This window comes from Serratia sp. LS-1 (genome assembly GCF_003719595.1).
Taxonomy (GTDB): Bacteria; Pseudomonadota; Gammaproteobacteria; order Enterobacterales; family Enterobacteriaceae; genus Serratia; species Serratia ureilytica.
The window spans coordinates 1650623-1667162 of the sequence record NZ_CP033504.1; the positions used below are offsets into that span (position 1 = coordinate 1650623).

A 16540-nucleotide genomic window follows, 5' to 3' on the forward strand; every position below is an offset into this window, starting at 1 on the left:
TTATGGGCGATAAAAAACACGAACTGCATTTTCACGAAAAAAGACGGTGGCGTTACGGCTGCGGCGGGCGCAGCAGCAACTCGATGCTTTCCAGCGCGCTGGTCAACGGGGCCAACGATCGCCGGATCTTGGCGCGCAGCGAGGCGCCGAGCCACAGGGCATACAGCGTCTCTGCGGTTGCCGCCGGGCTCATGGCTACCGACAGCGATCCCTCGGCGATGCCGCGCTCAATGGCCGCCTGCAGGTGGCCGATCACCCGGGCGGTCCCGGTTTCCAGCGCATGGCGCATCGGCTCCGACAGGTCGCTCACCTCGGCGGAGAGTTTCACCGCCAGACAGGCGTTATGACATTCGCTGCGGCAGTGGTAACTGATGGCCTGGGCGTAATACCCCAAGAGCTGGTGGCGGGCATCGGTATGCTCGTCGGCAAACAGCTTTTGCATTTGCGCATCATAGTGCGCGAAATAGCGTTGCAGCATCGCTTCGCCGAAGGCTTCCTTCGAGCGGAAATAGTGGTAGAACGATCCTTTCGGCACGCCCGCCGTGGCCAGCAGTTCGCTCAGCCCCATGCCGGTAAAGCCCAGGCGCAGGCTGAGGGTTTCGCCGGTGGCGAGCAGATGTTCACGTGTATCCACGTTGCAATGCGTTGATTTGGTCATCATGGCGCCGAGCATAATAGACCGATTGGTCTAGGTCAATGGGAATAAAAAAACCGGCGCACAAAACGCCGGTTGGTCTCAAGCATTGTGCCTCAGCGGCACGCGGAAGTTAAGCGCTTACGCCGCGTTGCGGCAGCGTTGCAGAATATCCAACTGGGATTGATATTCACGCGTCTGCACATTCAGCATGCCCAGCAGGGTGTGGAACAGATTGTCCTGCGACACGTCGTCCTTTTCCGCCAGCGCGCTCAGGCACTGGCGATCGATGCCGAAATTGCGCTGATAGTCGGCCGACATCCACATCAGGAATGGCACGTGAGTTTGCTGGCTCGGCGCGAAGACATAAGGCGTGCCGTGCAGATACATGCCGTTTTCTCCCAGCGATTCGCCGTGATCGGACAGGTAGACCAACGCGGTATTGAACCGGTCGTCATACTGCTGCAGCAGCTTGATGGTGGCATCGAGCATCGCGTCGGTATACAGGATCGAGTTGTCGTAGGTGTTCACCAGCTGTTCATGGCTGCAATCCTGGATCTGATTGCTGTTGCAGGTCGGCGAAAACGTCTGGAACTGCGGCGTGCTGCGGCGGTAATAAGCCGGGCCGTGACTGCCCATCTGGTGCAACACGATCACGCCGTCGTCTTTCAGGCTATTGATGTAGTCGTTCAGTTTGTACAACAGCACATTGTCCATGCAAACTTCGCCGTCACAGTCCTGCGGCAGTTTCAGTTTGGTCATGTCGATGTGCGGCACCCGATCGCAGGCGCCTTTGCAGCCGCCGTCGTTATCGCGCCACAGCACGTTGACGCCGGCATGCGCCAGCACGTCGAGCATGCCTTCCTGGTGCGTCGCCTGAGTTGCGTCGTACGCTTTGCGCGGCATGTTGGAGAACATGCAGGGGACGGAGATCGCCGTTTCGGTGCCGCAAGAGCTGGCGTTCTTGAAATAGACCACGTTGTCCTGCTTGAGGCGCGGGTTGGTCTCGCGATCGTAGCCCCCGAGAGAGAAGTTTTCGGCGCGGGCGGTTTCGCCCACCACCAGGATCACCAGCGTTTTCTTGGCCTGTCCGGCGATCAGCGGCCCTTTGCGCGCGTCTTCACCGATCTTCACCAGCGGCAGATTGCGCGTGAAGTAGCGCTGCTCGGTAAACTTGATGGTGCCGGCGACGAAGTTGGAAGGCGTCAACATCTTCACCACGCTTTTATTGTTGCGGATCAGCGAAGCGTAGTCTTTGTAGAACAGCGCGGCGATGATCAGGATCACCACCAATGACAGCATGACGTTGGCGGCGCGCAGCCCAACCATGTACCACCAGGGGCGGGTCTGGCGAATATGGGTGAAGCAAACCGCCGCCGCCGGCAGGACGCCGAGCAGCGCCAGCCACAGCCCCATGCGCGGCGTCAGCAACGCCGTCGCTTCGTGGGTGTTGGTTTCAAAGGCGTTTTGCATCATGTTGCCGTCGATCACCACGCCATAGCTGTACATGAAATAGTTGGCTGCGGCGCTGCCGAGCAAGAAAAAGACGATCAGTGGTTTGCGCAGGTAGGGCACGGTCAACACGCTGAAGATAATATTCAGCGCACAGAAGATCACCACCGGCATGCTGGCGGCGAATATCACGCTGTGGACGCTATCGAAGGTGATATACGACCAGGCGCGATGCAGGAATAACGCGTTTTGGAACAGAGTGAAGAACAGGGCGGTGGCGAGGATAAAACCGAGGCTGTTGCACTGTAAGCGTTGACGTAACCACATTGCCAAATCTGGATCCTGAGAGTAGATAATGCCTTGAAATCTACCGGATGAAACTTAAGAAAACCTTAGAAATTCAGAATACTGGCGGCGGCGAACGCGGGAAAACGCCAGGCCGGTGGCCTGGCGGTGAGGGGAATTAGTAGGCGGCGGTGAATTGGGCGCGAATAAACTGAGGTTTTTCAATCTCATCGACGATAGCCACCGCCAGATCTTCCACCGAAATGCTGGCCGGCGCGTCGCCGTTCATCAGCAGCTGCGTGGTGCCGAGGCGGAACTGGCCGGTGCGTTTGCCCGGTTCCAGCAGGGCGGCCGGAGAGAGATAGGTCCAGTCGAGCGCTGATTCGTTGCGCAGTTTATTGCGCAGATCGCGCACCGCCTGCGCGCCGGGGCGGATATTTTCCGGGAATTGCGGCGTATCCACCAGTTCAACGCCCGGCGCCACTTCCAGGCTGCCTGCGCCGCCCACCACCAACAGGCGCTTGACGCCTGCCTGCTCGACCGCGGTAAGGATCTGCTGGGCGCCGCGCGTAGTCTTCTCATACAGGTTGTCTTCGCCCCAGCCGGGATTGTAGGCGCTGATCACCGCATCCTGACCGTGCAATTGCCCCGCCAGCCAGGCGGTATCGGCGACGTCGCCCAGCGCGACGGTCAGATTGGCGTGGTCCGGCAAATCTTTTTTCTGACGGGCGATCGCCGTTACCTGAATGCCGCGAGCCAGCGCTTCATCCACCACACGGCGGCCAACAAAACCGGTTGCTCCAATAATGGCTACTTTCATCTGTATGCTCCTTCAGGGATGGGTCAGTATCGTAAGGCAGGCCGATGTGCCTGCTGCGTGGGATCTACTCTAGTCCTTAACAATAGCCGTGATTAGTGCCATATTCATGCTTTCTTGATTAAGTAAAACTTCATAATCGTGGATAAACTCAATCGAATGGCGGTGTTCGCCACCGTAGTGGCGGAGGGATCGTTGGCCGGTGCGGCGCGGCGGCTGGGCATGACGCCGTCGGCGGTCAGTCAGCATATGCGCTCGCTGGAGAAGGCGCTCGGGGTGCCGCTGTTGCACCGCTCCACCCGCCGTCTGGCGTTGACCGAGGCGGGGGCGGCGTTTTATCCCGGCTGCGAGGCGATGTTGCAACAGGCGCAGCAGGCGGAGCAGCGGCTGGCGGAACTGCGGGACACGCTGGTGGGCGAGCTGCGCATCGCCACTCCGGTTGGCATCGGCGGCCGCTCGTTGGCGGAGGCGCTGGCGCCGCTGTTGCAGGCGCATCCCAAGCTGACGCTGCGGGTGCTGGCAGACGATCGCATCGTCGACATGATAGAACAGCGGGTCGACATTGCGCTGCGCGCCAATCGTCAACTGGCGGACGCCAATATGATCGCTCACCCGCTGACGGCGTGGCCGATGGTGCTGTGCGCGGCGCCGCGTTACCTCAGCCAGCATGGGGTGCCGGAAAAGCCGCAGGATTTGGTGCAGCACCGCTGGATCTCCAGCGGCTACAGCGGGGCCCATCTGGATTTGCTGCATCAATCCGGCCAGCAGGTCAAGCTGCGGCTGGCGGAGGGGCAGATCGTCAGCGAGAGCATGAACGTGATGCGCGCCTTTACCCGCGCCGGTCTGGGCATTTCCGTTCAGCCGCTGTATGAAATTGGCGACGAGCTGCAGCGCGGCGAGCTGTTGCTGCTGTTGCCGGAGTGGCGGCCGGCGCCGCTGCGGCTGCACGCGCTGACGCTGGAACGCACTATGCCGGAGAAAAGCCGCCAGGCGCTGCGCTATTTGCGCGACTATTTTCGCCGCAATGGCGAAAAGGGACTTGCCAGCGGCGGCGATGACGTCTTCAATTAGCAGGAGAATGCAGGAGGGCCCGTGGCACAGCAGCTTGAATTTTTCGACATCCCCAGCCCGTGTCGCGGCATTTGCCAGGCCGACGATCGCGGTTTCTGCCGTGGCTGCCTGCGCAGCCGCGAGGAGCGGTTCGGCTGGATGAGCATGAGCGACGCGCAAAAGCGCGAAGTGCTGCGTCTGTGTCGCCAACGTTTCCTGCGCCTGCAGCGCGCCAACAAAGCCCCCGACGAGCCGCTGCCGGAACAGCCTTCGCTGTTTTGACCCTTTCCTGATCTGCCGCACGTTCATGCGCCTTTGCGCTTCCCTGCGCCTCACCGGCTTGTGTATGCTGGCTGACAACTAATGTCATGAGGTTTTCGCAATGGTAGAACGCATTCGTCTCGCGCCGCAGGGGCCTGAATTTTCCCGCATGATTTGCGGTTACTGGCGGTTGATGGAGTGGGGCATGTCGCCGCAGCAGCTGCTGACGTTTATCGAACAGCACGTCGAACTGGGCGTCACCACCGTCGATCACGCAGATATCTATGGTGGTTATGCCTGCGAGCAGGCATTCGGCGACGCGCTGCGCCTGAAGCCCGCGTTGCGGCAGTCGCTGGAGCTGGTGAGCAAGTGCGGCATCGCCACCACCGCCAAGCCCGGCAACCCGATCGGCCACTACATCACCGATCGCGATCATATCGTACAGAGCGCGGAACACTCGCTGCGCTATCTGCATACCGACTACCTCGACCTGTTGCTGATCCACCGCCCGGATCCGTTGATGGACGCTGACGACGTGGCCGAAGCCTTTGTCGCGCTGCACAAAAGCGGCAAGGTGCGCCATTTCGGCGTCTCTAACTTTACGCCCGCGCAGTTCCAACTGCTGCAGTCGCGTCTGCCGTTCTCTCTGGTCACCAATCAGGTGGAAATTTCGCCGATTCACCAACCGGCGATCCTGGACGGCACGCTCGACCAGTGCCAGCAGCTGCGCATCAAACCGATGGCCTGGTCCTGCCTGGGTGGCGGCCGCTTGTTCAACGACGCCGAGTTCCAGCCGCTGCGCGACGAGCTGCAGCGGGTGGCGCAAGAGATCGGCGCCGAGACCATTGAACAGGTGGTTTACGCCTGGGTGATGCGCCTGCCGTCTTCGCCGCTGCCGATTATCGGCTCCGGCAAGATCGAGCGGGTGCGTTCGGCGTTGAAGGCGCAGAAACTGGCGCTGAACCGCCAGCAGTGGTTCCGCATTCGCAAGGCTGCGTTGGGGTATGACGTGCCCTGAGACGGGGTAGAAAGAGGAAAGCCGGGCGGCGAAAGCGCCCGGCTTTTTTTACGTCGGTCTTTAGGCCAACACCACCTGATCGGGGTTGAAATGATCGAGCGAGACGCCGATCAGCGTGACCTGGCTGTGGCCGAAGGCCAGCACCAGATCGTCGTTTTGCTGCGTGGCATAGTCGCGGATATTCCCGCTGGCGCCCTCGGTGCCGATAAATACCAGTTTGTCGGTGGCGTTGAAGCCATACAGCTGGTCGCGGCCGAAATCGCCGCTGAACAGGAAGGTATTGCCGTTGCCGACCCCCTTCAGGATGTCATCGCCGCTGCCGCCGACGAAGGTCAGGTTGCCGCCGGCATGGCCGATAAGCGTGTCGTTGCCGGCGTTGCCGAACAGCCAGGCGTCGTGGCTGCGAGCCTGCAGGACGTCATCGCCGTCGCCGCCGGTGGTGGCGGCCGCATAGGCTTTGAGGCCCGAATCCGATTTCAATCCGGCGGCGGTCACCTGATGATCCACCTCTTTGCTGAAAATCAGCCAGGAGGTTTCTTTGCTGCGCAGGGTGCTGATGTCGTCCGCCAGCGTAATGCCGCCTTTGGCGTCGCGCAGGTAAAGCGTATTGCCGTCGTAGGCGACCTCGGTGTTTTTCAACGCCTGCTGGGTATCGAAGATATTGTGGCCTTTGCCGCCGGCGATCAGGTTATAGCCGCCGGCGTCGCGGAAGATATCGTCACCGTCGCGGCCCTCGAGATAGTCGTTGCCTTTGCCGCCCTTGATCAAATCATTGCCGTCGCTGCCGATGATAAACGTCGGCCCGCTGTGCGTTTCCGCGTTGCGGTTCAGATCTTCCACCCAGGTACTGCCGCGCGTGACGTTCGACAGGTTGGAGACGATAATGGTCGAGTCTTTGTCGGTCAGCGAATAAAACTCGGAGTTCAGCACCCGCATCAGGCCATCCTGATAGAAGAACGGCAGGTGGGATAGCCAGGTCGGAATGTTGAGAATGGAGAACGGCAACAGATTCCAGGCGTCCGACGCGTAGTGGTCGTTGAAGTTGACGATATTGTTGGTGGCGGAGGTATGCGGCGCATCGTGAACGCCCAATGACGGCAGGGTCAGCGAGGTGCCGTCGAGCGCGCGAAACACCGGATCGTTCTCATAGCCGATGTTGATCACCTTGCCGCCGGCTTCGTACTGGGTCGGCGAGGCGAAGGCGACATAGTTGGACTGCGCGTAGAAGCCGCCCCAGTTGGCGTCGCTCTGCGCCGCCATGCTGTTGACCGCCAGCCCGCCGAGGCTGTGACCGCTGATCACCACGTCTTCGCCGCTCAGCCCGTGTGCCTGCGCGAATTTCGCCACGTCCCCCAGCAAATTGCCGAAGGCCTTCAGCGTATAGCCGTCGGCATAGCCTTTCGGCCCGAACCCGGCCAACAGATCGTTAATCACATCGCCGATGGTATCGCCGATCAGTGACTCGCGCGGGCCGCTGGTACCGCGAAATGAGATGCCAATGGCGGTGAGATTGCCTTCGCTGTCATATTTGCCCAGCACCTCGGCCTGAGCAGTGGTGTAACCGGCGGTTTCGCCGTAGTAGGTGCCGCGCGCATCGGTTTTGCCGGCGTAACCCAACTGCGCGGCGTCGATCACTGACCAGCCGGCATTGTTCACTGCGTCCTGCGCGGCCTGTTCGGAGTCGGGGTTCCAGGGAAGACCGGGCAGGCCGCCCTGCGACTGGGTGCTGCCGATGAGCGCCGTGATCAGCGTCAGCGGCAGACCGAGGCCGAAACCGGTCTGGTGATAGCCTTCATCGAAGCCGTTATCGATATTGTGGTAAGCGTAGGTAGAGATGGCCAAGGCGTCGGAAAACAGCGCCTTTGACGCGTTTTCGTCCAGATCCTTATAGCTAAAGATGCCCATATCAGTTCCTTATGAAGTATGCCGCCTGGCCGGGAAGTGAACTCTCGCGCGTCGGCGGTGGAAACAGGGAAACAACGTTAGCCGAACGACAGCTGGTCAGAGGACCAACATCGGTAGAATTATTATTGGTGCTAAATATTAGGCCCGCGAATCAAATTGGCGAGATTGTGCGTTGGTTAACAGTGCTGGCGCTGGCTCTCCTATACTGATAACTCGATAGAGTCATTAAGGAGACTGATTGATGAAACGTTATTGGTATGCGGCGCTTGGCCTGATGGCCTGCGGGGCCGCTCAGGCGGCGACGGTCGACGTTGAGATGAACTTGGTGACCGGGCAGGGCATCGGTCAGGATATCGGCAAAGTGGCCATCAGCGAAACGCCTTACGGCTTACTGTTCACGCCGAGCCTGAAAGCCTTGCCGGCCGGGGTGCACGGTTTCCATGTGCATGAGAAAGGCAGCTGCGAGCCGGGCATGAAGGACGGTAAGGCGGTGGCGGCGCTGGCGGCCGGCGGGCATTTTGATCCGCAAAAAACCGGGAAACACCTCGGGCCGTATGCCGACGGGCATCTGGGCGATTTGCCGGCCATCTATGTGACCGCCGACGGCATGGCGAACGACCCGGTGTTGGCGCCGCGGCTGAAAAAAATCAGTGAAATTGAGGGCAAGGCGCTGATGGTGCACGCCGGCGGCGATAATCACTCGGATCATCCGCTGCCGCTCGGCGGCGGCGGTGAGCGCTTCGCCTGCGGCGTGATCAAGTGATCATCCGCCGCTGACGGCCGCAGTGGCGGCGGGCTGGCCAATGGCCTGTTGCAGTTGCTGCAGCGAGCAGTAGAGCCGCCAAATCAGGCCGGCCAGATCGCGCGCCGCCTGTTCCGGGTGGTGCGCCAGGGCGTTGCTCATGCGCAGCAGTTCTTGCAGCGTGGCGTCCAGCGAACTGTGCTGTACGCCTTTCTCCGTCATGATGCCGCGCAGGCAGTGGATACAGACGTTGCGCACCGCCGACAGCGGATCTGAGCGGGTTTGCCAGTCGCGCAGCTGCCAGACGATATGGCTGCAGTTGAGCAGCACCACGCCCCAGCGCAGCAACCAGGTGCGCGCCTCCTGATCCTGACTTTGATTGAGCTGGCTGATGCGATGGTAGATCAGCGATTCAAACTGGCTTTCGCTCTGCTGCGGCTTTTTGCTCAACTGATCGATAAAGTCGCGGCGCAGCGCGCGGATAATACGGCGGCTCTTTCGCTTGTCCGAGCTGGGGCGCAGGATCTGAAACGCCAGCCCGGCCAGCAGCACACCGACAATTTTACCGATGTTGTCATTGATAAAGGACTGGTAGTCATAGCTCGGCGGATTGCTGACGGTCAGAAATGAGCCCATAAAGACGATCAACTGCCCCCAAAGCGCGGCATAAGGCGGATTCTGCAGCTTGAGCATCTGCATGGTCACCAGGATCGGGAACAGGAAGGCGCAGAACACCCAGAAATCGTCAATCTGGATCATCAAACCGAATTTCACCACGAAGCAGGCGACCGAGAGCAGCAGCACCGCCTTGAGCAAGGTGCTGACGCTGTTGATCGGCGAAGGCGTGGAGGAGTAGAGCACGCAGCTGATGGCGGTGAGCGTCAGCGCCGCGCTGCCGGCGTCCCACTGCGTGTTGATCCAGTAGGCGCAGCCGATCACGATGCATAAAAAGGTGCGCAGGCCGTTATAGGCGGCTTCGTAGCTGTCGGTATGGCGCGCCAGCGAGGTGACGCGCGGCGGCTGGAGATCGCTGACCGCCGTGGCGCTTTCCAATCGCTGCAGCCAGCGGTTGCAGCGCAGGTAAAGCCAGCAGAAATCACGCAAACGCAGCCAGAAGGCGCGATGGCGGTAGTCCGCTGCATCTTGCGGGGCGATCTGCTGGAGCAGGCGCGCCAAGCGATATTTATCGGTGGCGGGATCGCGCAATTCATCCAGCAGTTGCGTCAGCACCGGCATCAGATTGGCGGGACGATCCGGCCAGTTCAGCAGCATGCGGCGCAGGCTGGAAATGACGCTGGTAATGCGCAGCTGCTGGTGCAGCAGATAGTTGAGCAGGTTATTTTGCCGCCGCAGGCGGTAGTGGCTCCAAAACGCCTGAATGCGCAGCAGGTTCATGGTCAGGATCTGGCCGATGACCCCTTCGTGCGAGGTGCGCATCTGCGCGGTGACCTCCGGCTGCCACAGCATGGCGGCGTGCTCCAGCAGCCGCTGCTGCATGCGCCGCAGCGAAGTCAGCAAGGCTTCGCCGTCGGAGGTGCTGGGCAGGATCATCATCATCAGCCCGCCGCACAGAATGCCGGTGATCACTTCGCAAACCCGCGCCTGGGCGATATCGAAGATCTGCTGGGTATCGGTGACGTTGACCGTACCGAAGGCGATGATGGCGGCGGTATAGCCCGCCAGCGCGAACGCGTAAGAGACGTTGTTTTGGTAATGGTTGGAGATATAGGTGCATAGCCCGATCCAGGCGGCGATGAACAGCGTGAACAGCCAGGGATCGTTCAGGCAGTGGCCGGCGATCGCCACCGAGGCGGCGGCGCCCACCAGGCTGCCGAAGATGCGGCCGATGCTTTTGCTGATCACGCCGCCGATGGTGGGGAAGCTGACCACCGCGGCGGAGGTGAGCGCCCAATAGGGTTCGTCGAGCTCGAGCACGAACGCCACCCACAGCGCCAGACACATCGCCAGCGAGTTGCGCAGCGCATAGCGCCATTGGCCGCCGGTCGCCTTACCCCAGGGGGTACGGCTCCACTCCAGAAAGGGCAGGTTCACACTTTAGTTCCGCTGATGAATCGAAATGGTGCAGGTGGTGCCGGCAACCAGCGTCAAATCGGCGGGCACGTTGAGCAATTTTATCCGCACCGGCACGCGCTGAGCCAAACGCACCCAGGGAACATTGGGCTTAACATCCATTAATAGATCGTTGTTGCTGTCAACGCTCTGATCGTAAATGGCGCGGCCGATACTCTCTACTTCCCCCTGCAGCGGGGTGTTGCCGTTATATAAGACAATATCGGCTTTATTGCCTTCTTTTATATGTTTCAGCTTGGTTTCTTCGAAATAACCGAGTACATAAAACGAATGGACATCCACCAGTGCGACCAAAGGCGTGCCGGCGTTGGCGTAGTTCCCGACCCGCGCCTGCAGATTGGTGATATAACCGTCGGTCGGCGCGTAAATTTTAGTTTTGCTCAAATTCCATTTGGCCTGTTCCAGGTTGGCCAGGGCGGCTTTATAGGCGGCCTTCATTGCCTGAGCGGCTAAATTGGACTCATCCAAATCTTCAGCGGAAATAACGTTGCGCGGCAACCCGCGGCGTCGGGCGGCTTCATGGTCCGCCTTGGCCAGATCCGATTGCGCTTTTGCCACCGCGGCCTCGGCATTGTCCAGCGCGATCTGATAAGGCACCGGGTCGAGGGTAAAAATCAGACTTCCCGCAGGTACGAATTGATTGTCATTCGCACTTATTTTCTCTAATCTTCCAGAAACCTCAGGGGTGATATTGACGAGTTCTGCGCGCACTTTTCCGTCACGGGTCCATGGGGATTGCATATAATAATTCCAGAGCCACCAACCGGCGCAGACGGCAATGGCGCAGACGATCACCGTAGAAAAGTATTTTAATGTTTTATGCTGCATGGGTTACCAACTCGCTAAAATCCATAAGGAACCGCTGACGGTCAGGACGAAAATGGACAGGTCCATCAACATGGGGTGCCAGATTTCACCGGAATACATCCAGTCCCTGAGCAGCTGATGAATCAGCAACCATAAGACCAGTCCTAGCAAAAAAGCTTTAAATATGGGTGGAAAATAAAGCGATGCCCCCAGGACCAAATCGGGTAAGGGCGATGAGGCGTGTAACCATGATGTATTCACATTAACAATCCCTACGGGTGAATATGTTGAATATTTGCATAACGATTAAACAATAGCGGTTAAAAATAGTGGTTATTTCCACAATATACATTATATACATTTGTGTTTTTAATGTGAGTTACCCAAAATAGTCTAAGCTCTGGGAGGTAATGTTAGCATGCTAATTATAAGGAGGGGTAAGTGGAGTCAACATTAGGTTCAGATTTAGCACGATTGGTTCGTGTTTGGCGAGCGCTCATCGATCATCGGCTCAAGCCGTTGGAGCTGACCCAAACGCATTGGGTTACGTTGCACAATATCAATCGCTTGCCGCCGGAGCAGTCGCAAATCCAGCTGGCCAAGGCGATCGGTATCGAGCAACCGTCACTGGTTCGCACGCTGGACCAACTGGAGGAGAAGGGGCTTATCACGCGTCACACCTGTGCCAACGATCGCCGCGCGAAGCGCATCAAGCTGACCGAAGCGGCCGATCCGATCATCAGGGAAGTCGACAGTGTGATCACGTCTACGCGCAGTGAGATTTTAAGCGGCATTACCGCCGACGAAGTGCATCTGTTGGTAGGGCTGATTGGCAAGTTAGAACAAAATATCACCGAACTGCAGAACAAATAATAATATTCTTATTTTTCTACGATTACAGTTTCACAGCATCAGAAATAAAACCGGAGGCGATTGCCTCCGGTTTGCCGTATGCCGCCTGCTGACTTACAGCGGAGAGACGGTGATGGTGTCGCCCATGCGCGCCATGCGCACGCGCTGACCCGGGCTGAACTTGGTGTCGCCTGCTTTCTGCACCACGACGATGTTCTCTTTCTGGTCGGTTTTGATTTCCAGCTCGTAGCCTGAGGTACGACCGGCCACTTCACCGATGCTGTTGCCCGCCGCGCCGCCGGCGATAGCGCCCGCCGCGGTAGCCAGCGTACGGCCGGTGCCGCCGCCAACGGTGTTGCCCAACAGCCCACCAATTACCGCGCCGCCGATCATCCCCAAGGCGTTGGAGCCTTCGCCGCCCTGAATTTTAACCGGACGCACGGAAACCAGCGTCCCGTAAGTGACGTTCTGCACCTGCTTGGCCTGCGAGGACGAGTAGACATCGCCGGACATGGATTCATTGGCACACCCAGCCAACGTAACGGCGGCGACGGCAACGACGAGAAGACGCTTGATCATATAAAACTCCTGATGGTAGTAGTCCATAACCTGGCAATGCTCACCAGGCAAGATTCAGTGAAAATGATAGACAAAGTATGGCTGAAAGTTGATACAGCGCCATGCCTCATCGCTGCACGCAGCTTAACTTTTCTCTGTTCAACCAATAATAAACCGCGGTTTACCTTTATGACAGCCTCACCGACATTCCGTTGCCGGTTAACGCACGGTTTAACACATAAAATGTGCCACAGCGACGCACCTGGCTCACGGCGCGTAAAAAAAGCATCATAATTCATGGCGTTAATTCGTCAATTCTGGTTTATTTGTCAGGATAAAATTTGCTTACCGTGCGGGTTAGAGGATGTTGCTATGAAGTCAGGCCGCTATATAGGCGTCATGTCCGGCACTAGTCTGGACGGAATCGATGTGGTATTGGCCGCGATTGACGATCGCATGGTGGCGCAGCAGGCCAGCTATAGCCATCCGATGCCGATCGCGCTGAAAAAAGAGATCCTGGGGATGTGCCAGGGGCAGCAAACCACGCTGGCCGCGGTCGGCCGGTTGGACGTACAGCTGGGCACGCTGTTTGGCGAGGCGGTGCTCGGCCTGCTGAAGCAAACCGGTATCGACGCGGATCATATCACCGCCATCGGCTGCCACGGCCAGACGGTATGGCACGAACCGGAAGGCGACGCGCGTTTCTCCATGCAGCTCGGCGACAACAACCGCATCGCCGCACTGACCAATATCACCACCGTCGGCGATTTCCGCCGGCGCGACATGGCTTACGGCGGGCAGGGCGCGCCGCTGGTGCCGGCGTTTCATCAGGCGCTGCTGGGGCATCCCGTCGAGCGGCGTATGGTGCTGAACATCGGCGGCATCGCCAACCTCTCTCTGCTGTTGCCCGGTGCGCCGGTGCGCGGTTTTGACACCGGGCCAGGCAACATGCTGATGGACGCCTGGATCTGGCGCCACCGCGCGCAACCTTACGATCAGGACGGCGGCTGGGCTATGCAGGGGCGCGTCTGTTTGCCGCTGTTGCAGCAGATGCTGGCGGACCCTTACTTCGCGCTGCCTGCGCCGAAAAGCACCGGCCGCGAGTATTTCAACATCGCCTGGCTGGAGCGTCAGCTGGCCGGATTACCGGCGATTGCGCCGGTCGACGTGCAGGCCACGCTGACGGAGCTGACCGCCGTCAGCATCAGCGAACAGGTGTTGCTGGCCGGCGGGTGCGAGCGTTTGCTGGTGTGCGGCGGCGGGGCGCGCAACACGCTGCTGATGGCGCGTCTGTCTGCGCTGCTGCCGGGGACGGAAGTTGGGCTGACCGACGATTTCGGCGTCAGCGGCGACGATATGGAGGCCTTGGCCTTTGCCTGGCTGGCGTTTCGCACGCTGTCCGGCCAGGCCGGCAACCTGCCTTCGGTGACCGGCGCCAGCCGTGAAACGGTGCTGGGTGGGATTTATCCGGTTTTGCCATTCGGGGGGCGCTAGCTCTGTTAGGATAGCCTGTGAAGGATTTTTCTAAGGAGCAACAGCATGAAAAAAGTCATTTTCGTCGCCGGCGCGCTGGCGCTGTCCGGCTGCAGCTACATCCTGCCGCAGAGCAGCCAGACGATGCACTACCAGTGCGGCACCACGCCGTTGACGGTGGCGCTCGACGGCAAGGCGAGCGAAGTCAGCCTGCTGATGGATGGCGAACAGCTGCATCTCAAGCAGGTGCTGGCGTTGACCGGCGCTAAATACAGCGACGGCAAATACACTTTTTGGTCGAAAGACCGCAATGCCTATCTTGAGCGCAACGGCAAGGTAGTCATGAGCGACTGCGTGTTGACGGAGTGACGGTCAGCGGTGGCGTCGGAGCGATTGAGTTCCTGGCGCCGCAGGCGCAGAATGTAACGACGGATTTTTCAGTTGGTCGATAACCCAGATGATTGAAAAGAATGAGTTTGATGTTGCGGACCTGCGCCGTGAATATACCCGAGGCGGCCTGCGCCGCAACGATCTGACCGCCAATCCGCTCGAGCTGTTCGAGCGTTGGCTGAAACAGGCCTGCGACGCGCGCCTGGCCGATCCGACCGCCATGTGCGTCGCTACCGTCGACGAACGCGGCCAGCCGTATCAGCGCATCGTGCTGCTCAAGCATTTCGATGAGCAGGGGTTGGTGTTCTACACCAACCTCGGCAGCCGCAAGGCGCAGCAGCTGGCGCAAAACCCGCATATCAGCCTGCTGTTCCCCTGGCACATGCTCGATCGTCAGGTGATTTTCCTCGGTCAGGCGGAGCGCCTGTCGACCCTCGAAGTGCTGAAGTATTTCCATAGCCGGCCGAAGGACAGCCAAATCGGCGCCTGGGTGTCGCAGCAGTCGTCACGCATTTCCGCGCGCGGCGTGCTGGAAAGCAAATTCCTCGAGCTGAAGCAGAAGTTCCAGCAGGGCGAGGTGCCGTTGCCGAGTTTCTGGGGCGGATTCCGCGTGAAATTTGACTCCGTCGAGTTCTGGCAGGGCGGCGCCCACCGCCTGCATGACCGTTTCCTGTATCAGCGGGACGGGAATGACTGGAAAATTGACCGACTGGCACCTTGAAGACGTAAAATCCCCCTCTAAGCGCTGGTGCTGACGCCGCCGGCGCTTTATTCTATGCGCTACCCTGAATTTTTATTTCGCCACTGGGCGAAAGGCCGTGTACCGGCAAAGGTGCATTCGTTTATACATGGAGTCATTGATGGCAAGCAGCAACTTGATTAAACAACTGCAAGAGCGGGGCCTCGTTGCCCAGGTTACGGATGAGGAAGCGTTAGCGGAGCGACTGGCGCAAGGGCCAATTGCACTGTATTGCGGTTTCGATCCGACCGCTGACAGCTTGCATTTGGGCCATCTGGTTCCTCTGTTGTGCCTGAAGCGCTTCCAGCTGGCCGGCCACAAACCGGTAGCGCTGGTGGGCGGCGCCACTGGCCTCATCGGCGATCCGAGCTTCAAAGCGGCGGAGCGCAAGCTGAACACCACCGATACGGTGAACGAGTGGGTTGAGAAGATCCGCAAACAGGTTTCCCCGTTCCTCGATTTCGACTGCGGCAGCAACAGCGCTATCGCGGCCAACAACTACGATTGGTTCGGCGGCATGAACGTGCTGACCTTCCTGCGTGATATCGGCAAGCACTTCTCCGTCAACCAGATGATCAACAAGGAAGCGGTCAAGCAGCGCCTGAATCGCGACGACTCCGGCATCTCCTTCACCGAGTTCTCCTACAACCTGCTGCAGGGCTTCGATTTCTCCGAGCTGTACAACCGCCACCAGGTGGAGCTGCAGATCGGCGGTTCCGATCAGTGGGGCAACATCACCTCGGGCATCGATCTGACGCGTCGTCAGCATCAGAAGCAGGTGTTCGGCCTGACCGTGCCATTGATCACCAAGGCAGACGGCACCAAGTTCGGTAAAACCGAAGGCGGCGCGGTCTGGCTGGCGCCGGAAAAAACCAGCCCGTACAAGTTCTACCAGTTCTGGATCAACACCGCCGACGCCGACGTTTACCGCTTCCTGAAGTTCTTCACCTTCATGAGCCTGGAAGAGATCAACGCGCTGGAAGAAGAAGACAAGAACAGCGGCAAGGCGCCGCGCGCCCAGTACGTGCTGGCGGAAGAAGTGACCGGCATGGTGCACGGTGCGGAAGGCCTGGCGGCTGCCAAGCGCATCACCCAGAGCCTGTTCTCCGGCGCGCTGCATGACATGACCGAAGCGGACTTCGCCCAGCTGGCGCAGGACGGCATGCCGACCATCAAACTTGAGCGCGACGCCGATCTGCAGCAGGCGCTGGTGAATGCTGAACTGGTGCCGTCACGTGGCCAGGCGCGCACCATGATCGGTTCCAACGCGGTGACCATCAACGGCGAGAAACAGTCGGATGCCGAATACCGCTTCAGCGATGCGGACCGTCTGTTTGGCCGTTACACGCTGCTGCGCCGCGGCAAGAAACACTACTGCCTGGTGGACTGGCAGTAAGCGTATAATGATGGTAAGGGGCCCAGGCGGCCCCTTTCTTTTTGGGCAGCCGCCAGGCTGGCTGCCGCAT

Annotated in this window: 17 protein-coding genes; 9 read left to right on the forward strand and 8 right to left on the reverse strand. The window is 59.4% G+C overall.

Annotation, left to right across the window (positions count from 1 at the left end; all coding sequences use genetic code 11):
• Nucleotides 1-52 precede the first annotated feature (52 nt).
• From EDY99_RS08120 to EDY99_RS08130, 3 genes are all read right to left on the reverse strand, one after another.
• Entirely contained in the window at nucleotides 53-673 is a 621-nt protein-coding gene (locus EDY99_RS08120) for a TetR/AcrR family transcriptional regulator (protein WP_033642921.1), read from the reverse strand.
• Between the two features lie 102 nt (nucleotides 674-775).
• The gene (gene eptA, locus EDY99_RS08125) at nucleotides 776-2413 is read right to left on the reverse strand and encodes a phosphoethanolamine transferase EptA (protein ID WP_046898485.1); all 1638 of its coding nucleotides are present in this window, start codon (nucleotides 2411-2413) and stop codon (nucleotides 776-778) included.
• Between the two features lie 136 nt (nucleotides 2414-2549).
• Nucleotides 2550-3191, reverse strand: a complete 642-nt coding sequence (locus tag EDY99_RS08130) for an NAD(P)-dependent oxidoreductase (protein WP_046686966.1) — start codon at nucleotides 3189-3191, stop codon at nucleotides 2550-2552.
• A 138-nt stretch (nucleotides 3192-3329) separates the two neighbouring features.
• Here EDY99_RS08130 and EDY99_RS08135 point away from each other — a divergent pair, with 138 nt between their 5' ends.
• The 3 genes from EDY99_RS08135 (at nucleotide 3330) to EDY99_RS08145 (ending at nucleotide 5517) form a co-directional block, all read left to right on the forward strand.
• The gene (locus EDY99_RS08135) at nucleotides 3330-4259 is read left to right on the forward strand and encodes a LysR substrate-binding domain-containing protein (RefSeq protein ID WP_187174031.1); all 930 of its coding nucleotides are present in this window, start codon (nucleotides 3330-3332) and stop codon (nucleotides 4257-4259) included.
• 21 nt (nucleotides 4260-4280) lie between these two features.
• Entirely contained in the window at nucleotides 4281-4520 is a 240-nt protein-coding gene (locus EDY99_RS08140) for a DUF1289 domain-containing protein (protein ID WP_019455980.1), read from the forward strand.
• Between the two features lie 100 nt (nucleotides 4521-4620).
• Complete coding sequence (locus tag EDY99_RS08145; RefSeq protein WP_069100775.1) at nucleotides 4621-5517, forward strand: aldo/keto reductase family oxidoreductase; 897 nt, start codon at nucleotides 4621-4623, stop codon at nucleotides 5515-5517.
• A gap of 60 nt (nucleotides 5518-5577) precedes the next feature.
• Here the strand turns inward: EDY99_RS08145 and EDY99_RS08150 are convergent, their stop codons facing one another.
• Entirely contained in the window at nucleotides 5578-7422 is a 1845-nt protein-coding gene (locus EDY99_RS08150; RefSeq protein ID WP_033652595.1) for a polyurethanase, read from the reverse strand.
• A gap of 241 nt (nucleotides 7423-7663) precedes the next feature.
• Between EDY99_RS08150 and sodC the strand changes: the two genes are divergently transcribed.
• Nucleotides 7664-8185, forward strand: a complete 522-nt coding sequence (gene sodC / locus EDY99_RS08155; protein ID WP_033642927.1) for a superoxide dismutase family protein — start codon at nucleotides 7664-7666, stop codon at nucleotides 8183-8185.
• Here the strand turns inward: sodC and EDY99_RS08160 are convergent, their stop codons facing one another.
• The 3 genes from EDY99_RS08160 to EDY99_RS08170 are packed head-to-tail and all read right to left on the reverse strand — an operon-like array spanning nucleotide 8186 to nucleotide 11323.
• On the reverse strand, nucleotides 8186-10216 hold the full coding sequence (locus tag EDY99_RS08160; protein WP_033642928.1) for an FUSC family protein: 2031 nt from the start codon (nucleotides 10214-10216) through the stop codon (nucleotides 8186-8188).
• 3 nt (nucleotides 10217-10219) lie between these two features.
• Complete coding sequence (locus tag EDY99_RS08165) at nucleotides 10220-11083, reverse strand: HlyD family secretion protein (RefSeq protein ID WP_015377735.1); 864 nt, start codon at nucleotides 11081-11083, stop codon at nucleotides 10220-10222.
• A gap of 3 nt (nucleotides 11084-11086) precedes the next feature.
• Nucleotides 11087-11323: a DUF1656 domain-containing protein gene (locus tag EDY99_RS08170; RefSeq protein WP_025159708.1), complete on the reverse strand. Its 237-nt coding sequence runs from the start codon at nucleotides 11321-11323 to the stop codon at nucleotides 11087-11089.
• A 180-nt stretch (nucleotides 11324-11503) separates the two neighbouring features.
• Between EDY99_RS08170 and slyA the strand changes: the two genes are divergently transcribed.
• On the forward strand, nucleotides 11504-11935 hold the full coding sequence (slyA, locus tag EDY99_RS08175) for a transcriptional regulator SlyA (RefSeq protein WP_004931301.1): 432 nt from the start codon (nucleotides 11504-11506) through the stop codon (nucleotides 11933-11935).
• A 93-nt stretch (nucleotides 11936-12028) separates the two neighbouring features.
• Here slyA and EDY99_RS08180 read toward each other — a convergent pair whose 3' ends face one another.
• Nucleotides 12029-12493, reverse strand: a complete 465-nt coding sequence (locus EDY99_RS08180; RefSeq protein ID WP_025159710.1) for a glycine zipper 2TM domain-containing protein — start codon at nucleotides 12491-12493, stop codon at nucleotides 12029-12031.
• 351 nt (nucleotides 12494-12844) lie between these two features.
• On the opposite strand from EDY99_RS08180, the gene anmK reads away from it, so the two are divergent.
• From anmK to tyrS, 4 genes are all read left to right on the forward strand, one after another.
• Nucleotides 12845-13966, forward strand: coding sequence for an anhydro-N-acetylmuramic acid kinase (gene anmK, locus EDY99_RS08185; RefSeq protein ID WP_123061652.1), 1122 nt, complete (start codon nucleotides 12845-12847; stop codon nucleotides 13964-13966).
• A gap of 45 nt (nucleotides 13967-14011) precedes the next feature.
• Nucleotides 14012-14314, forward strand: a complete 303-nt coding sequence (locus EDY99_RS08190) for an MliC family protein (RefSeq protein ID WP_004931294.1) — start codon at nucleotides 14012-14014, stop codon at nucleotides 14312-14314.
• Nucleotides 14315-14402: 88 nt separating this feature from the next.
• Nucleotides 14403-15056 (forward strand): pyridoxamine 5'-phosphate oxidase, encoded by a 654-nt coding sequence (pdxH, locus tag EDY99_RS08195; RefSeq protein WP_033642930.1) that lies wholly within the window; start codon nucleotides 14403-14405, stop codon nucleotides 15054-15056.
• Nucleotides 15057-15195: 139 nt separating this feature from the next.
• The gene (gene tyrS, locus EDY99_RS08200; protein ID WP_033642931.1) at nucleotides 15196-16470 is read left to right on the forward strand and encodes a tyrosine--tRNA ligase; all 1275 of its coding nucleotides are present in this window, start codon (nucleotides 15196-15198) and stop codon (nucleotides 16468-16470) included.
• The last annotated feature ends 70 nt before the right edge of the window (nucleotides 16471-16540 follow it).